13 protein-coding genes are annotated in these 15,696 nt (G+C 43.6%); 7 read left to right on the forward strand and 6 right to left on the reverse strand.

Features of this window, described 5'->3' with window-relative positions; all coding sequences use genetic code 11:
• Positions 1-6: 6 nt before the first annotated feature.
• A complete protein-coding gene (locus DN53_RS03595; protein ID WP_129653030.1) occupies positions 7-459 on the reverse strand; it encodes an Lrp/AsnC family transcriptional regulator in 453 nt (150 codons plus the stop codon).
• A 123-nt stretch (positions 460-582) separates the two neighbouring features.
• On the opposite strand from DN53_RS03595, the gene DN53_RS03600 reads away from it, so the two are divergent.
• Positions 583-984, forward strand: coding sequence for a hypothetical protein (locus tag DN53_RS03600; protein ID WP_129653031.1), 402 nt, complete (start codon positions 583-585; stop codon positions 982-984).
• An 8-nt stretch (positions 985-992) separates the two neighbouring features.
• Here DN53_RS03600 and DN53_RS03605 read toward each other — a convergent pair whose 3' ends face one another.
• Entirely contained in the window at positions 993-4,451 is a 3,459-nt protein-coding gene (locus DN53_RS03605; protein ID WP_129653032.1) for a methylmalonyl-CoA mutase family protein, read from the reverse strand.
• A gap of 141 nt (positions 4,452-4,592) precedes the next feature.
• Here DN53_RS03605 and purU point away from each other — a divergent pair, with 141 nt between their 5' ends.
• A complete protein-coding gene (purU, locus tag DN53_RS03610) occupies positions 4,593-5,441 on the forward strand; it encodes a formyltetrahydrofolate deformylase (RefSeq protein WP_129653033.1) in 849 nt (282 codons plus the stop codon).
• A 14-nt stretch (positions 5,442-5,455) separates the two neighbouring features.
• On the opposite strand, the gene DN53_RS03615 is transcribed toward purU, so the two are convergent.
• Together DN53_RS03615 and DN53_RS03620 are read right to left on the reverse strand one after the other, a co-directional pair.
• Positions 5,456-5,698: a CBU_0592 family membrane protein gene (locus DN53_RS03615; RefSeq protein WP_129653034.1), complete on the reverse strand. Its 243-nt coding sequence runs from the start codon at positions 5,696-5,698 to the stop codon at positions 5,456-5,458.
• Positions 5,698-6,300 carry a TetR family transcriptional regulator gene (locus DN53_RS03620; protein WP_129653035.1) on the reverse strand — a complete coding sequence of 201 codons (603 nt, stop codon included), beginning with the start codon at positions 6,298-6,300 and terminating at the stop codon, positions 5,698-5,700. The genes DN53_RS03615 and DN53_RS03620 overlap by 1 nt, the downstream gene beginning before the upstream one ends.
• A gap of 170 nt (positions 6,301-6,470) precedes the next feature.
• Between DN53_RS03620 and DN53_RS03625 the strand changes: the two genes are divergently transcribed.
• The 4 genes from DN53_RS03625 to DN53_RS03640 all read left to right on the forward strand — a co-directional run bounded on the left by DN53_RS03625 (position 6,471) and on the right by DN53_RS03640 (position 13,726).
• The gene (locus DN53_RS03625) at positions 6,471-7,724 is read left to right on the forward strand and encodes an alkaline phosphatase family protein (RefSeq protein ID WP_129653036.1); all 1,254 of its coding nucleotides are present in this window, start codon (positions 6,471-6,473) and stop codon (positions 7,722-7,724) included.
• Between the two features lie 29 nt (positions 7,725-7,753).
• Positions 7,754-11,008 carry a SusC/RagA family TonB-linked outer membrane protein gene (locus DN53_RS03630; RefSeq protein WP_129653037.1) on the forward strand — a complete coding sequence of 1,085 codons (3,255 nt, stop codon included), beginning with the start codon at positions 7,754-7,756 and terminating at the stop codon, positions 11,006-11,008.
• A gap of 31 nt (positions 11,009-11,039) precedes the next feature.
• Positions 11,040-12,830: a RagB/SusD family nutrient uptake outer membrane protein gene (locus DN53_RS03635; protein WP_207211067.1), complete on the forward strand. Its 1,791-nt coding sequence runs from the start codon at positions 11,040-11,042 to the stop codon at positions 12,828-12,830.
• Positions 12,831-13,021: 191 nt separating this feature from the next.
• A complete protein-coding gene (locus DN53_RS03640; RefSeq protein WP_129653039.1) occupies positions 13,022-13,726 on the forward strand; it encodes a DUF4197 domain-containing protein in 705 nt (234 codons plus the stop codon).
• Positions 13,727-13,950: 224 nt separating this feature from the next.
• On the opposite strand, the gene DN53_RS03645 is transcribed toward DN53_RS03640, so the two are convergent.
• Complete coding sequence (locus DN53_RS03645; RefSeq protein WP_129653040.1) at positions 13,951-14,457, reverse strand: hypothetical protein; 507 nt, start codon at positions 14,455-14,457, stop codon at positions 13,951-13,953.
• A gap of 208 nt (positions 14,458-14,665) precedes the next feature.
• Here DN53_RS03645 and DN53_RS03650 point away from each other — a divergent pair, with 208 nt between their 5' ends.
• Positions 14,666-14,860, forward strand: a complete 195-nt coding sequence (locus DN53_RS03650; protein WP_129653041.1) for a hypothetical protein — start codon at positions 14,666-14,668, stop codon at positions 14,858-14,860.
• Here DN53_RS03650 and pyrF read toward each other — a convergent pair.
• Positions 14,857-15,687, reverse strand: a complete 831-nt coding sequence (gene pyrF, locus DN53_RS03655) for an orotidine-5'-phosphate decarboxylase (protein WP_129653042.1) — start codon at positions 15,685-15,687, stop codon at positions 14,857-14,859. The genes DN53_RS03650 and pyrF overlap by 4 nt on opposite strands.
• Between the last annotated feature and the right edge of the window lie 9 nt (positions 15,688-15,696).

Here is a 15,696-nt window from a genome sequence, read left to right on the forward strand (position 1 = left end):
TAAACTTCACTTCTTTGTCTTGGCATTCTTAATGGGGGCATGCGCCACAATGTTGGACAATACAATATGTGTTCTGCACTCCCCGTACACAATCAGTTCATCAATAAATTTTTCCAAATGGGCCTGATCTTTCAACACTACTTCCATGATGATGTTCTCATTTCCGGTGATGCGGTAACAATTGACCACTTCCTGAAAAGATTTCACCTTGTCCAAAAAGGGTTTTAACTTGCCCATAAAGGCTCTCAACATAATAATGGCTTTGAGCTGATGCCCGGCCAATACATAGGAAATATTGGCCCCGTACCCCTCAATGATTCCCAGGTCTTCCATTTTCTTCACCCGTTCTGCCACCGCGGGCGGGGTAAGCCCTACTTTACGGCCAATATTGGCAAAAGATTCCCTCGCATTGCGCTGCAAATGCCCTAATATTTGCCAATTAAGTTCATCTATCTTCATATATTAAGAAAAAAGACCATTATATTTTCTTTTTAAAGGTAGAACTTGTTTTTCTCTTTTGAAAATAAAGTCATGATTTTTAATTCGTGCGTAATTTTATAGGACAAAATTGCTTTGAAAACCATGGAGAGAAGTTCTCTTAATTCTTTGGGTGTATACCGTAAATCTTTGGCCTTACGAGATTTGAGCGAGGCCGTGGCTTCCTATTTCTCCTACAACAAGGAGATTCTGTCATTGCGCAAGATTGATAGTTTCAGGGATGACATCTCCCAATCCCTTAAAAATGATGCCCTTCTCATTACCCGGGAAGTGGAACAAGCTGCCTTGAGCAACTCCTATTCCGTTCGTATGCGCAGCTTAAATTACATCAATATCATGACCCGGAACATTTTGGCCTATTGCAACGGCTTGGAGCGTGACGGTGTCAAGGAAAAGGAGTACCTCAACCTGCTTCGAAAGGAAATCAAAATTTTCAGGACTTCCTTTAAAAAATGGAGAAGGTCTTTCCATAACCGGAACGACTAATTCCCCTTCTACATATTGCGTCTATATTGTCCACCTACTTGGAACAGGGCTGTAGTGATTTGACCCAAGGAGCAGTACTTGGCAACTTCCATTAATTTTTCAAAAATATTCCCATTTTGAATGGCCACCTGTTGAAGTTCCACCAATTGCATTCCAGCCATCTCTTTTTCTCTTTTATGCAGCTGTTTTAAGGTTTCAATCTGGTTCTTCTTTTCTTCTTCCGTTGCCCGAATCACTTCTGCTGGCAATATGGTGGGCGATCCTTTGGAACTCAGGAATGTATTCACCCCTATAATTGGGTATTCCCCCGAATGTTTTAACGTTTCGTAGTGAAGACTCTCTTCTTGAATCTTGGAACGTTGGTACATGGTCTCCATAGCGCCCAAAACCCCACCACGCTCTGTAATTCTATCAAACTCCATCAACACGGCTTCCTCAACCAAATCGGTAAGTTCCTCTATGATAAAAGACCCCTGTAAAGGGTTTTCATTCTTGGCCAACCCCAATTCCTTATTGATGATCAACTGGATGGCCATGGCCCTGCGAACGGATTCTTCGGTAGGCGTCGTAATAGCCTCATCATAGGCATTGGTATGTAGGGAATTGCAATTATCATAAATAGCGTAAAGTGCCTGAAGCGTGGTACGGATATCGTTGAAGTCAATTTCCTGGGCATGCAAGCTCCTTCCCGAGGTTTGAATATGGTACTTCAACATTTGGGCCCTAGGGTTGGCGCCATATTTTTCTTTGAGCGCCTTGGCCCAAATCCTTCGGGCCACCCTGCCTATCACGGCATACTCAGGATCTACCCCATTGGAAAAGAAAAAGGATAGGTTGGGACCAAACTTATCAATATCCATTCCCCTGCTCAAATAATATTCCACATAGGTAAAACCATTGGAAAGGGTAAAGGCCAATTGCGTAATGGGATTGGCCCCGGCCTCGGCTATATGATATCCCGAAATGGACACCGAGTAAAAATTCCGCACTTGATGCTCAATGAAATATTCTTGCACATCACCCATTAACCGCAAGGCAAACTCGGTGGAAAAAATACAGGTATTCTGCGCTTGGTCTTCCTTTAAAATATCGGCCTGCACCGTTCCCCTGACCTGGCTCAGGGTTTCTTTCTTGATTTTTTCATACACCTCTTTGGGCAATACTTGATCTCCGGTAACTCCCAATAGCATCAACCCCAAACCATTGTTCCCTTCGGGAAGGTCGCCAAAATAGGTAGGACGGAACGTTCCTTTCCTTTTAAAGATATCGTCCATCTTTTTATCCACCTCCTTTTCAAGCCCTTTTTCCTTGATGTACTTCTCGCAATTTTGGTCAATGGCGGCATTCATGAAGAAACCCAATAGCATGGGCGCTGGTCCATTGATAGTCATGCTCACAGAAGTCATGGGGTTACTCAAATCAAACCCTGAGTACAGTTTTTTCGCATCGTCCAAACAACAGATGGACACTCCCGCATTGCCAATTTTTCCATAGATGTCAGGCCGTAAATCTGGATCGTTCCCGTAAAGTGTCACAGAATCAAAGGCTGTTGAAAGCCGCTTTGCAGGCATATCCAAGCTTACATAATGGAACCTTCGGTTGGTACGCTCCGGTCCACCTTCCCCGGCAAACATTCGTGTAGGGTCCTCCCCTTCCCTTTTGAAAGGATACAGTCCTGCTGTATACGGAAACTTTCCAGGTACGTTCTCTTGTAAAATCCAACTGAGGATATCGCCCCAAGCCTTGTATTTGGGCAAAGCCACTTTAGGAATTTCACTATGGGAAAGCGACTGGGTATGGGTTTTAATATTGACTTCCTTATCCCGTACTTTGAAGGAATAGAACTCAGCTTTATATTTCGCCACCTTATCCTGCCATTTTAAGATAGCTTCCCAATGTTGGGGCATTAGGTGCATTTTTACCTTGTCAAATTCCTTGATCAATAGTTTCAATAGGCTCTTTTCATCCGCATCATTGGATTGGGAAAGAATTTTTTCCTCATTCAAACCGGATTTGTCCAAGAGTTGCTCTTCAGCTTTATCTTGGTCCATTTCCAGAAGGCTGGATAAAGTGAGAAAAATACCGTACAGCTTTTGGGCCACCTTGGCTTGTTCCGTTGCTTTGGAATCATAAGAGCGGTTATTTTCTGATATTTCCGAGAGGTAACGGGTCCGGGAGGGTGGAATCACATATATTTTTTCCGCCATTTCCTGGGTTACCTCAAAATGGGATACCAAGTGGGACTCCGCTTTCTCCACCAAGGTGTCCATGACCATTTTATAAAGGTTGTTCATCCCTGGATCATTGAACTGCGAAGCAATGGTTCCAAAAATGGGAAGGTCCTCCTCCTTGGCATGCCACAAGCCGTGGTTTCTTGCGTATTGCTTTTTCACATCGCGAAGTGCATCCAAAGCTCCCCGTTTATCAAACTTGTTGATGGCCACCACATCCGCAAAGTCCAACATATCTATTTTCTCCAATTGGGTGGCGGCCCCAAACTCTGGGGTCATTACATAGAGTGACACATCGCTATGCTCCAAAATTTCGGTATCGGACTGTCCTATCCCTGAAGTTTCCAGCACAATCAGATCATATTTTGCGGCTTTGAGAACCTGAACTGCTTCGGACACATGTTTGGACAGGGCCAAATTGGACTGCCGGGTGGCCAATGACCTCATATATACCCGCTCATTATGGATGGCATTCATTCGAATCCTGTCCCCCAATAGGGCACCTCCCGTTTTTCGTTTGGAAGGATCCACAGAAATGATGCCCACATATTTATCTGGAAAATCCGCTAAAAAGCGACGCACCAGTTCGTCCACCAAACTGGACTTCCCGGCACCTCCGGTTCCTGTTATTCCCAAGACAGGCACGTCCGCCGCACCTCTCTGTATTTCATTTTGATATTTTTCAAACGCTTCATGTCTGTTTTCGGCCAAGGAAATCAATCGGGCCACGGTATTGATATTCTTCTCCTCCAACGCTTCCCCCACCTTTTTCCCTTTGGGAAGCATTAGATCGGAGACCTGGTTGTCACAGCGCTGTACCAAATCATTGATCATACCCTGCAACCCCATCTGCCGACCGTCGTCAGGTGAGTAGATTCGCTCTATCCCATAGGCCATTAATTCCTTTATTTCCTCTGGAAGGATAACACCTCCCCCACCACCAAAAATCTTGATATGCCCGGCTCCTCTTTCTTGAAGTAAATCGAACATATACCTGAAGTACTCATTGTGCCCACCTTGATATGAAGTCATGGCTATGGCATTGGCGTCTTCCTGAATGGCGCAGTCCACAACTTCGGCCACGCTTCTATCATGTCCCAAATGAATCACCTCGACCCCAATGGCTTGGATAATACGCCGCATAATATTGATAGCCGCATCATGACCATCAAAAAGCGAGGCTGCGGTCACAATCCTGATTTTATTCTGGGGTTTATAGGGTTTGGTTTGTTCCATTTTCAATAAAGGGTCTTTTTTGGCTATGCAATTTACAGAAAATGCAAGTCAAAATTGATTTTGTTCAGAATATTACAAAAAACAACAGGTGTGTGGTCTTCCTTTTTTGAATGTTATAATTTTATCGGTCTAATTTAGCCCATGAAGCTCACTATACTTATCCATTGCCCCGACCAATCCGGTATTATACGCTCGGTAACCACATTTCTTCATCAACAGGAAGGAAACGTAATTTATTTGGATCAGCATGTGGACAAACAAGCCGGGGTATTCTTTATGCGACTGCAATGTGAGTTTGAAACTGAATTGGTCCTGGATGATTTTAAGGAAAAGTTTGATACCACCCTTGCCAATGAGTTCAATATGCAGTGGGATATCCATATGGAGGCCCATAAGCCTAAAATGGCCATTTTTGTATCCAAATACAACCACTGTCTTTATGACCTTTTGAGCAGGTTCAATTCAGGGGAATTAATGGTGGACATTCCTTTCATCCTGAGCAACCATGAAGATTTGGCCTATGTTGCGGAGCAATTCCAGATTCCTTTTTATCATGTTCCCGTTACCAAGGAAACCAAAGAAAGTGCAGAAGCCGAACAACTCAGGCTATTAAAGGAACATCAGGTGGATTTTATCGTTTTGGCGCGGTATATGCAAATCATATCAGACCAATTAATTGACACCTACCCGCAGAAAATAATTAATATCCATCACTCTTTCTTACCTGCTTTTGTAGGGGCCAAACCCTATCATGCCGCTTTTGAACGCGGGGTCAAAATCATTGGCGCCACCAGTCACTATGTTACCGTGGAACTTGATGCCGGTCCTATCATAGAACAGGATGTCACGGCAGTGTCCCACTCACATTCCATAAAAGATTTTATTGCCAAGGGAAGGGATTTGGAACGAATTGTACTTTCCCGTGCCGTGCAACTTCACGTAGCGCGAAAAACCATGGTCTACAACAACAAGACGGTTATTTTCTCATAACGTATAAATTGCATTTATTTGGTTGACACGGATTTGTACAAACCAAAACAGGCAATAACACCCCAGACAAAGTTGATGAACAGAACGGCCCAAGCTGAATAGTAAGCCCCGTTTGCCACAAAAAGTACACTGCCGATAATGTTGTACCAATGATATATGGGTTGATTGGATGCCCATTTTCCTTGAATCAACATATAGTAGGAAAAGAGAAAACAATACGAACCGACCCAGCCCAATAGCTCAAAGAAAACTCCCATCAATCCGCATATTTAAAAAGGCCCAAACAGTGCCTTATGTATATTTCTTGCTGTCTTTGATGGTCCTCATCATTCTGTTGGAACATCCCCATGTAGTAATAGGACCCATCTATCAATGCAAAGATGATTTCGGTGAGCTCATCAATATTGGTATTGATGATAATTCCATTGTTATATGCCTGTTTCAATTCTTCCCGCAATACATCGTGCAATTGGAGTAGGTACTCTTTAAAACTGTCATTGAAGGCCTTGTTCCTATAGATAAGGGCATAACAACTATAAAACACCCCATCGTCAAAATACTGGTTCCATTTTCTTGAAAATAGATTATAGATCAACGCCTCAAGGTCCTTTTGCGTCTTTATGGTCCCCAAATGATCTTCCACCAACACCTTAAGGTGTTGTTGAAGAATGTACTCGTTCAATCCAATCAAGAGTTCGTCCTTGGTATTGAAATAATGCATGACCAGACCATTGCTGATCCCCATGGTTTTGGCCACTTTGGCTATGGAAGCATTTTCCAATCCAATCTCCTTGGACACCTCGTAAAATGCCTTTATGATTTCCAATCGCCTAGTTGGCCCCAAACTCTTTCTTCCCATGGTTCGTCCAAATTACAATGTTAAAGCAATAATACTCTTTTTTTTAAAAAAATAGATTGACTGAACGTTCAATTAATTTATTTTATAATTTCGTAACGATCACTTAAATATTTATTAATTGAACGTTTATTCAATTTACATTTCTTTGACCTGTCTTTTAACGCATCATCATGAAAGCTAACTATCTTCTTTTTATCACTGCCCTTTTGGGCCTTACCACTACTTGTGCAAGCTCTGCGATAGCGCAGGATTCCATTGCGAAAAAAGTGGTGTTCATCATTGTGGATGGCATTTCTGCCGATCAATTAAAAAATGCCCATACTCCTTACCTTGACAGTATTGGAAGCTCGGGAGGATATACCAATGCCTATGTTGGTGGTGGAAAGGACACCTATTCCGAGACCCCTACCATCTCCGCAGTGGGCTACAATAGCCTTCTTACGGGTACATGGGCCAACAAACACAATGTATGGGGCAATGGCATTAAAAAACCCAACTATAATTACCCTACCATCTTTAAATTATTCAAAGACCAACGCCCCAACGGAACGGTAGCGGTATTTTCTTCTTGGCTGGACAATAGAACCAAACTCATTGGTGATGGTCTCCCGGAAACCGATCATATAAAAGTGGACTATGCCTTTGATGGTCTGGAGCATGATACCATCAACTATCCGCATGATGCCCAAAGAAATTTTATGAAACTGATTGACTATACGGTCGCCGACCATGCTGCAAAGACCATTCTTGAAAAAGCCCCGGACGCTTCATGGGTCTACCTTGAGTTCTCCGATGATATGGGCCATGGGTTTGGTGATAGCAAACGATTTAACGCAGCCATACAGTTTGAAGATGCCCTTGTGGGCAAAATTTGGCAGGCGATAAAAAAGCGACAATCTACCCATAAGGAAGAATGGTTGCTCATTGTGACCACCGATCATGGTAGAAGCTCCAAGGATGGAAAAGGTCATGGTGGTCAAAGCGATCGTGAGCGCAGTACTTGGATCGTGACCAACTCACAAGATACCAATACCTACTTCAAGGAGCAGACCCCTGCCGTTGTGGACATCCTGCCTACCATGACCGACTTTCTTAGCCTTAACGTACCCATGGATGTGCAAAGGGAATGGGATGGGGTCTCCTTGATACGACCAGTCGATGCCATTGACCTAAAGGCCAAAAAGGAGGGCAACAAGCTTGTTCTGTCCTGGAAACCCTTTGTCGAAGGTGAGGCCAAACTTTATATGAGCGGTACCAATGAATTTAACTCGGGAGGTAAAGACACCTACAAATTGGTAAAGACGGTTGCCCTTGAAGAAGGTAGAATAAGCCTTTCCCTAAGAAAACTTCCAAAGGGGTTTTGCAAACTCGTTCTGGAAACCCCAAATACCAAATTGAACACGTGGATTTTGGAAAATAAATAACTACTAAACCATCTAAATGCAAACATGAAATGAAAAACATCTTACTTTTTGTACTGTTTTTAACCACCGCTTTCCTAGGCTATGGCCAAAAGGAAGTCTCTGGTACCATCGCCGACGCCTCCAATGTACCTTTGGCCGGTGTGACTGTAATGGTCAAGGGCACTACCAATGGAACAGCATCCGATTTTGATGGAAACTATTCCATTACAACTGAGGAAGGTCAAATTCTGGAATTCTCCTATATTGGTTTCACCACCAAGGAAGTGACCGTTGGCGCATCCAATACCATAAATGTGATATTGGAAGAAGATGTCCAAAGTTTGAGCGAAGTGGTCGTCGTTGGTTTTGGCACCCAAAAGAAAGTGAATCTTTCCGGTGCCGTGAACAACGTATCCGTTGAGCAATTGGACACTAGGCCCATCAACAATGTGACCCAAGGTCTGCAGGGTATTTCTCCGGGTCTGAACATTGATTTTAACAGTGGGGCACCCGGAGCCAACCCTGTAGTGAACATCCGGGGCTTTACCTCCATCAACGGAGGAAATCCCCTAGTGATCATAGACGGGGTACCTTCGGATGTATCCCTATTGAATTTGATTGCCCCTGAAGATATTGAAAGTATCTCTGTACTAAAAGATGCTTCCTCTGCTGCCATCTATGGCGCAAGAGCAGCCTTTGGGGTGCTTTTGATTACCACCAAGACCGGAAGCAAGGAAAAAACATCTATTCGATACAATACCTACGTTACCTTAGGCACCCCCACTGTCGTGCCCGAGAAAACCACCGACCCCTATATTTATTTGGCCCTTCAACGCTTGTCAGAAGACAATACACCATGGACAGGTGTGGGAACTTCGGCCGAAAGACTGGCTTGGGCAAGGGAACGAAGTGACAATCCGCTTGGTACCGTTGGAGTCAGGGAAAGTTTCAACAACCCTGGACTATGGGAATATATGGGTAATGAAAACTGGACCAATTATTTCTTGTCCAACAATACCTATTCGCAAAACCATAACCTGAGCTTTACCGGCGGGTCGGAAAAAGTGAGCTATTACCTTTCCGCATCACACAATAAACACAATGGTTCCTTAAAGATTGCCGATGACTACTTTAGCAGAACCGGGCTCCGCAGTAGGATTAATGTGCAGCTGAACGATTGGTTAAGTTTGGGGAACAATACTTCCTATCTAATTTCAAAGCGAAAAAACCCTTCCTATTTCAACATTCAGACCTTATACAACTTTGCTCCTACGGATTGGGATAAAAACCCCGATGGCAGTTGGGCCAATACCGATGTTGGGTGGATGGGCGCCCGTTTGACGGATGGTGGCAATGAAACCGGTGAAACCAACACTTTTCAAACCACCTTTGACACCCAGGCTTGGTTGATCAAGGACATTCTAAAAGTGAATGCCGAGTACACCCTGCGCAAAGAGCATTATAATTATGATGCCAATTATGCAAAGTTTCAAATAGGATACGGTCCGGACGATGTTCGTGAAGAGGGTATCAATGAAGTATGGAAGCAATTCTCCGATGAGCAATATCAAGTATTGAACATCTATGGAACCTTCAACAAAACTTTTAGTGATCATACCCTTACGCTGTTGGGAGGTTACAACCAAGAAGAATCCCGATATGATTATGTGACCCTTAATAGGGATGCGGTTATTTCTTCTTCGCTTCCTACACTTGAATTGGCGACAGGCACCTTGTACGGCAACCAATACATACGATCATGGGCACTACGCGGGTTGTTCTATAGGGCCAATTACATCTATAAGGATCGCTATATTTTGGAACTCAACGGAAGATATGATGGCTCATCCAGATTCCCAAAAGACAAACGTTTTGGATTCTTCCCATCCGTTTCCCTCGCTTGGAACGTTGCCAATGAAAACTTTATGAAATCCCTATATCCAACCTTGAACCTATTAAAGTTCAGGGCTTCCTACGGCTCCCTTGGGAACCAAGATGTAGGGTCAAGCAAGTTGAACGATGGCTCTTTTGACTACATTCCTTCCATGGGATCGGACTTGTCAGATTATATCATCGATGGCGAACTGCCCTTAAAAATTACGGCACCTGGGATTGTTTCCAACAATTATACTTGGGAAGAAGTGGTTTCCAAGAACGTGGGTGTTGACCTTGGTATGTTCAACAATAAGTTCAATGCCTCTTTTGATTATTTTGTCCGGGATACCAAAGGGATGCTCACGCTGGGCAAGGACCTACCCGCTGTTTTGGGCGCCAGTGAACCTAAGGAAAACGCAGGAGACCTGCGGACAGAAGGTTGGGAATTGTCCTTGAGCTATCAGAACAACTTTGGAAACCCCAACAACCCGTTGCGATTTAGTGCCAAGTTTAATTTGAGCGACAGTAAATCCACCATCACCCGATTTGACAACCCCAACAATAGCCTCTTGCAATATTATGAAGGCATGGAAATTGGCGAAATTTGGGGACTTACCTCCGATGGCTTCTTTAGATCACAGGAAGAAATCGATGCTTTGGACGAAACCAGCATCATTCCGTGGGGAGCCCTTGAAATTGTGGAAGGATGGCCCAAATATGTGGACTTGGATGGAAACCAAAAAATTGAAAAAGGACTGTCCGCCGACGATCCCAAAGACATGAAAGTCATTGGAAATATGTTGCCCAGATACCGTTTTGGGCTCAACCTCAACTTTGACTGGAATAATTTTGACCTTGGTGTTTTCCTTCAGGGCGTGGCCAAACGTGACTACTATCCAAGGGATTATCTGTACTGGGGCTTCTACCAACAGCCTTATTCAGGCGGATATGAACACTTACAGGATTTTTACCGGGCTTCCGACGACAGTGCTGACCGTGTAGCCAACCATTCACAATCCTACATCAATGCCGGGTTGGCCAACGCCAATACCGATGCCCGATACCCTGTGCTCCAAGCTTGGTTGGCAGATCGGAACTTGGGAGAGCGTTTGGACCAAGCCCAAGGTTTGGCCATTCCCCAGACCGCTTATCTATTGGATGGGTCATACCTAAGGCTGAAAAATATCACCTTCGGGTATACCATTCCTACCAAGTTTACCAAGAATACAGGCATCTCTTCCGTACGTCTGTACTTTAGTGGCGACAATCTGTTTGAATGGTCCCAAATTGCCGATTTCTTCGATCCCGAGGCAGTTTCCGATATCAACGAACGTATCAACCCTGCATACAGTGCCCCAAGGGGAGAGACCAGTGGATACCAATATCCCTACCAGAGAAAATATTCTTTTGGAGTCAATGTCAATTTTTAATCAAACAACACGAACACGTTAAACCTTCATCATGAAAAAGGTATTCAACATAAGTATTCTGATGGTACTAACCTTAGTATCATCCTGCAATGACGACTTTTTGGAGCATTTGCCCGAAACTGAGATCGTTGCTGACAATTTCTTCAATACCGAAGAAGATTTGTCCATCTACATAAACGGTCTGTACAGCTTTCCAGGATTTGGAATGTACTATGCGGATGAAGCAACCGACAACTCGGCCACCACAGGTAACCGGGAAATCAAGACCATTATGACCACGGAGGCCAACTCCAACACCATTACCTCAGGTTGGGACTGGGATTACCTCCGTAACATTAATCTGTTCCTTGAGAACTCACCCAAAGCAGATGTTTCTGAGGAGATTCGAAATCATTACGATGGGCTGGCCCGTTTTTTCAGGGCCCAGTTTTACATGGGAAAAATAAAGCGTTATTCCAATGTGCCGTGGTATGATACGGTATTGACCACCGATTCCGAGGATTTGTACAAAGCCAGTGATTCACGTGATTTTGTCATTGAAAAGATTTTCGAGGATTATCAGTTTGCCATTGACCATGTCCTGGAAGACCAACCCCAAGGTGCTGTGAACAAATGGTTGGTTCTGGCCTATGCCAGTAGAAATGCCCTTTATGAAGGAACTTACAGAAAATATCATGACGAATTGAATTTGGCTGGGACTGCCAATACCTATTTGCAAATGGCTTCCAGTTTTTCAAAGCAGGTTATGGATAATGGTAATTTCTCCATTTACAACACGGGAAATCCCAACTCCGATTACTATACCTTGTTTTCAAGTGAGGACCTTACCTCAAATCCCGAAGTCATCTTTACCAACATCAATGTGGCCAATGTGAAGGATAGTGGTGCATGGTCCGGGGTTTTTGGAAATTATGAAATGTCACCTGCCCGTGATCTTGTGGAAAGCTACTTGATGGCAGATGGTTCCTTTTTGAGCGACCAAACCAACTATGAAACCTTGACGTTTGTGGAAGAATTTACAGACAGGGATCCTAGATTGAGCCAGACCTATGCCTTTCCTGGCTGGGAACTCATCTATGTGACCAACTACTCGTCCGGCGCGGCCAACTACGTACAACAGCTGAACAAAAACTTTACGGGTTATCACCAAATCAAAGGTTTTACCAATAGTTTGGACCAAGATTTTAGAAATGATGTGGATGTACCGGTATTCCGATATGCAGAGGTACTACTTACCCATGCCGAGGCACTGGCCGAATTGGGCTCCATTTCGCAAGGTATCTTGGACGACACCATAAACGAATTGCGTAACAGGGCAGGCATGCCTTCCCTTACCATGTCCGTGGTTTCCGATCCCGTGCAAGCTGCTAGATATCCCAATGTAAACAACCCCGTTCTCTTGGAAATACGCAGGGAAAGAAGGGTGGAACTCGCTTTGGAAGGAAGGCGATTGGAAGACCTTAACCGATGGAAAGCAGGAAAACTGATGGAAAAGGAACCTCGTGGCCTATACTTTCCCGGCTTGGGTAAATACGACCTTACAGGTGATGGTATTGAAGACATCGTTCTTCTTGGCGCCTCTGATGTTGTTCCCAATCCCGAAGACAGGGAAACCAACAGTCTGGACGTTACTTTGATCTACTACAGAGCCGGTTCCATTGGCGAAGATGTGGACGTATATCTTACCAATGGCTCAAGCGGTTATGTGATAGCCACACCGGAACGGGGAACTTTTACGGAGCCCAAAGATTACTATAGACCCATTCCAGCTACAGAAGTTACCCTGAACCCCAATTTGGAACAGGTTTTTGGATGGGATTAAGCTTCAGTTGTTTGAGTTAGTTTGCTTTAGTAAAGGAGGCCTAATGGTCTCCTTTATTTTTAGCACAACAACACCCATTTACAGTTCCAACCAATTACCGTAACGCCACAACTTTCCTTGAAAATCTGTTCAGAAAGACGGTTCTTTTATGGTTTAGGCGTATTTTCACCCGTAACTATAAAAAATACACCATGAAAAGAGTACTGCTATGCATTCTACTATTTCAGTTTGTAGGATGTACCGAACTGCAACAAGTAGTAAACCAATTGCCGCAAGGGACCACGGGAATAGGAAATGCGGAAATTGCCCAAGGTCTTCGGGAAGCCCTGAACATGGGCATTGAAAAACAGGTAAACAAACTGGCCCTGGAAAATGGTTTCTTTAAAAATGAACTGGTAAAAATCTTGCTGCCCCAGGAGTTACAAAAAGTAGACAAGACCTTACGGGATGTAGGCTTGGGGAGTTTGGCCGATGAGGGTCTCCGAATTATCAACCGAGCCGCAGAAGATGCGGTAAGCGAAGCCACTCCAATTTTTGTGGAGGCTGTCAAAGGAATCACCTTTAATGATGCCAAACAGATTTTACTGGGAAATGACAATGCGGCCACGCAGTATCTAGAAGGTTCCACCAAGGCCAAATTATACCAAAAATTCAACCCTATCATTGAAAATTCATTTCAAAAAGTTGGGGCGGATCAAATTTGGAGCAATATCATTACCAAGTACAATAATTTGCCCCTTACCAATAACGTAAACCCAGATTTAACGGATTATACGACCAACCAGGCCTTGTCTGGAGTGTATACTATGATTGCGGTGGAAGAGAAGGAAATTCGGACAAAAATTTCCTCCAGAACAACAGATTTGTTAAAAAAGGTGTTCGCTCTTCAAGATTAATCATAATTTTTTCAGAATTACACAATAAGAGGAAAAATTTATCGTTATAAACTCAATAAAATTAGATATTTATAACAAAATCCTAAAGTTAAATTAACCTAAGTCCAAGGGTTAAACAGGAATTTTGCAACAGTTAGAATTATCTGAGTTAGCATTTTTTTGAGTTAGTTAGTTTAAAACCGGTGTTCGCACCGGTTTTTTTGTTGCACCTTCCCCGAACAGTATCATTTCCTTTTATACAGCCCGTCAAATGCTACTGAGACTATTTTTTCTCCTTGTAAAACTTCCCAAAGCTGCCGAACGGTGCCATCATCATTTTTAGTCCACGTAATTCGATTTCTGTACATTAGGCCATCATCCTTGGTAAACTCGCCGGAAGTCAACATCATCTGGTTTCCCACCCTATTTCCTTTCAATTTTAGGTGTGCACCGGTATTATCCACCCACAACTGCTCCCATTGCTGCTCAGCTATATTGAAAAAGTTAAGACTGGTACCCGTGTACCCTGGTGTGGCACTGGTCCAATTTTCACGGATCACACATCCATTCTCCTCCCTACTTATTCTACTTTCCCCTGCAAGAGTACCATTCGTAGAATTGGTAACAATCCATTCCCCAATCCAAAAATCAAAAGCTTTTTGATTCTCCGAACAACAATTGCAAGTGGCATTGTTCTGGGTATGGGCTTGGAGAAAAAACAATAGGACAAAAGGCAATATCAATTTTTTCATACCACTGGATTTTAGATTTGTTGGAACGATGAAACGACTCTCCTAAAGGTACGTTAATTAATCCCTTACAAAATGTAAAGGAGTCCCCACAAACCGCCCCTCAATGTTAAATTTTAGATAAAGTACCTGATTTTTAGACGTATACCCCTTACCCCCATAATCCACGGGCCCGTTTTGACCGTATCTTTGTTATAACAAATCTTGAGGTATGAACAATCAGTATTGTAAAGTTGGGGCAGTGACCCCGATCACCAGCGGAAATCAAGCCATCTCCATTTTGGAATTCAGATATAACAACTTTCTTGAAAAAGCGGCCAATGTTTCATCTATGGACACCCACCTTGGCGAGTTTTTCAAAAGAAAGGCCCAAGGCATCAAAAAGATATTGGAAGCTTTGCGTTAAGACCCTTGATGCAATTTTCCCAATTCAACGGCCATTTCCAGTTGAATGGCTTTAGCCTTGTCCGCAGCAGCACCTGCGAAATTCAACCCTTGGGAAGCATAGAGAATTCCCCGGGAAGAGTTGACCAATAGCCCAACATTTTGGGCCATTCCGTATTGGCAGACTTCCTGTAAGCTTCCTCCTTGCGCCCCTACGCCAGGTACCAACAAAAAACTTTCCGGTACTATTTGCCTGATTCCCTCAAGATAGGTGGCCTTGGTAGCTCCCACCACATACATCAACCTTTCCGAATTTCTGTACGTCTTGGAGGTTCTCAACACCTCTTTATAGAGTTCTTCTCCCCCTATTTTCTTGGTCTGAAAATCAAAAGCCCCCTGATTGGATGTCAGAGCCAATAAAATGACATGCTTGTCTTCAAAATCCAAAAAGGGTTCCACAGAATCGCGGCCCATATAAGGTGCAATGGTGACGGAATCAAAATTCAAGGTTTCAAAAAAGGCCTTGGCATATCGGGTCGATGTATTTCCAATATCTCCCCGCTTGGCATCTGCAATCGTGAAAATTTCAGGGTGGTTTGTATTCAAATAGTCCATGGTCCTTTCCAAGGATTTCCAACCTTGGATACCATAAGCTTCGTAAAACGCAATATTGGGCTTGTAGGCCACACAATATTCATGGGTAGCCTCTATGATGGCCTTATTGAAAGCAAAAATAGGGTCTTCCTCTTGGAGCAGGTGTTGGGGGATTTTCTCAAGATCAGTGTCCAAACCAACACACAGAAAGGATTTTTTTTGATGGATCTGTGAAACTAACTGCTCTATTTTCATGGATAGGAT

Origin of the sequence: Flagellimonas olearia (assembly GCF_004150225.1) — a bacterium.
In the GTDB taxonomy this organism is placed as follows: Bacteria; Bacteroidota; Bacteroidia; order Flavobacteriales; family Flavobacteriaceae; genus Flagellimonas; species Flagellimonas olearia.

Bases quoted from the DNA above. Each gene is read 5' to 3' on its own strand.
- DN53_RS03650 (WP_129653041.1), top strand. From the start codon at position 14,666: ATGAACAATCAGTATTGTAAAGTTGGGGCAGTGACCCCGATCACCAGC.
- DN53_RS03605 (WP_129653032.1), bottom strand. From the start codon at position 4,451: ATGGAACAAACCAAACCCTATAAACCCCAGAATAAAATCAGGATTGTG.
- DN53_RS03645 (WP_129653040.1), bottom strand. From the start codon at position 14,457: ATGAAAAAATTGATATTGCCTTTTGTCCTATTGTTTTTTCTCCAAGCC.
- DN53_RS03600 (WP_129653031.1), top strand. From the start codon at position 583: ATGGAGAGAAGTTCTCTTAATTCTTTGGGTGTATACCGTAAATCTTTG.
- DN53_RS03635 (WP_207211067.1), top strand. From the start codon at position 11,040: ATGAAAAAGGTATTCAACATAAGTATTCTGATGGTACTAACCTTAGTA.
- pyrF (WP_129653042.1), bottom strand. From the start codon at position 15,687: ATGAAAATAGAGCAGTTAGTTTCACAGATCCATCAAAAAAAATCCTTT.
- DN53_RS03640 (WP_129653039.1), top strand. From the start codon at position 13,022: ATGAAAAGAGTACTGCTATGCATTCTACTATTTCAGTTTGTAGGATGT.
- DN53_RS03620 (WP_129653035.1), bottom strand. From the start codon at position 6,300: ATGGGAAGAAAGAGTTTGGGGCCAACTAGGCGATTGGAAATCATAAAG.
- DN53_RS03625 (WP_129653036.1), top strand. From the start codon at position 6,471: ATGAAAGCTAACTATCTTCTTTTTATCACTGCCCTTTTGGGCCTTACC.
- DN53_RS03630 (WP_129653037.1), top strand. From the start codon at position 7,754: ATGAAAAACATCTTACTTTTTGTACTGTTTTTAACCACCGCTTTCCTA.
- DN53_RS03595 (WP_129653030.1), bottom strand. From the start codon at position 459: ATGAAGATAGATGAACTTAATTGGCAAATATTAGGGCATTTGCAGCGC.
- purU (WP_129653033.1), top strand. From the start codon at position 4,593: ATGAAGCTCACTATACTTATCCATTGCCCCGACCAATCCGGTATTATA.
- DN53_RS03615 (WP_129653034.1), bottom strand. From the start codon at position 5,698: ATGGGAGTTTTCTTTGAGCTATTGGGCTGGGTCGGTTCGTATTGTTTT.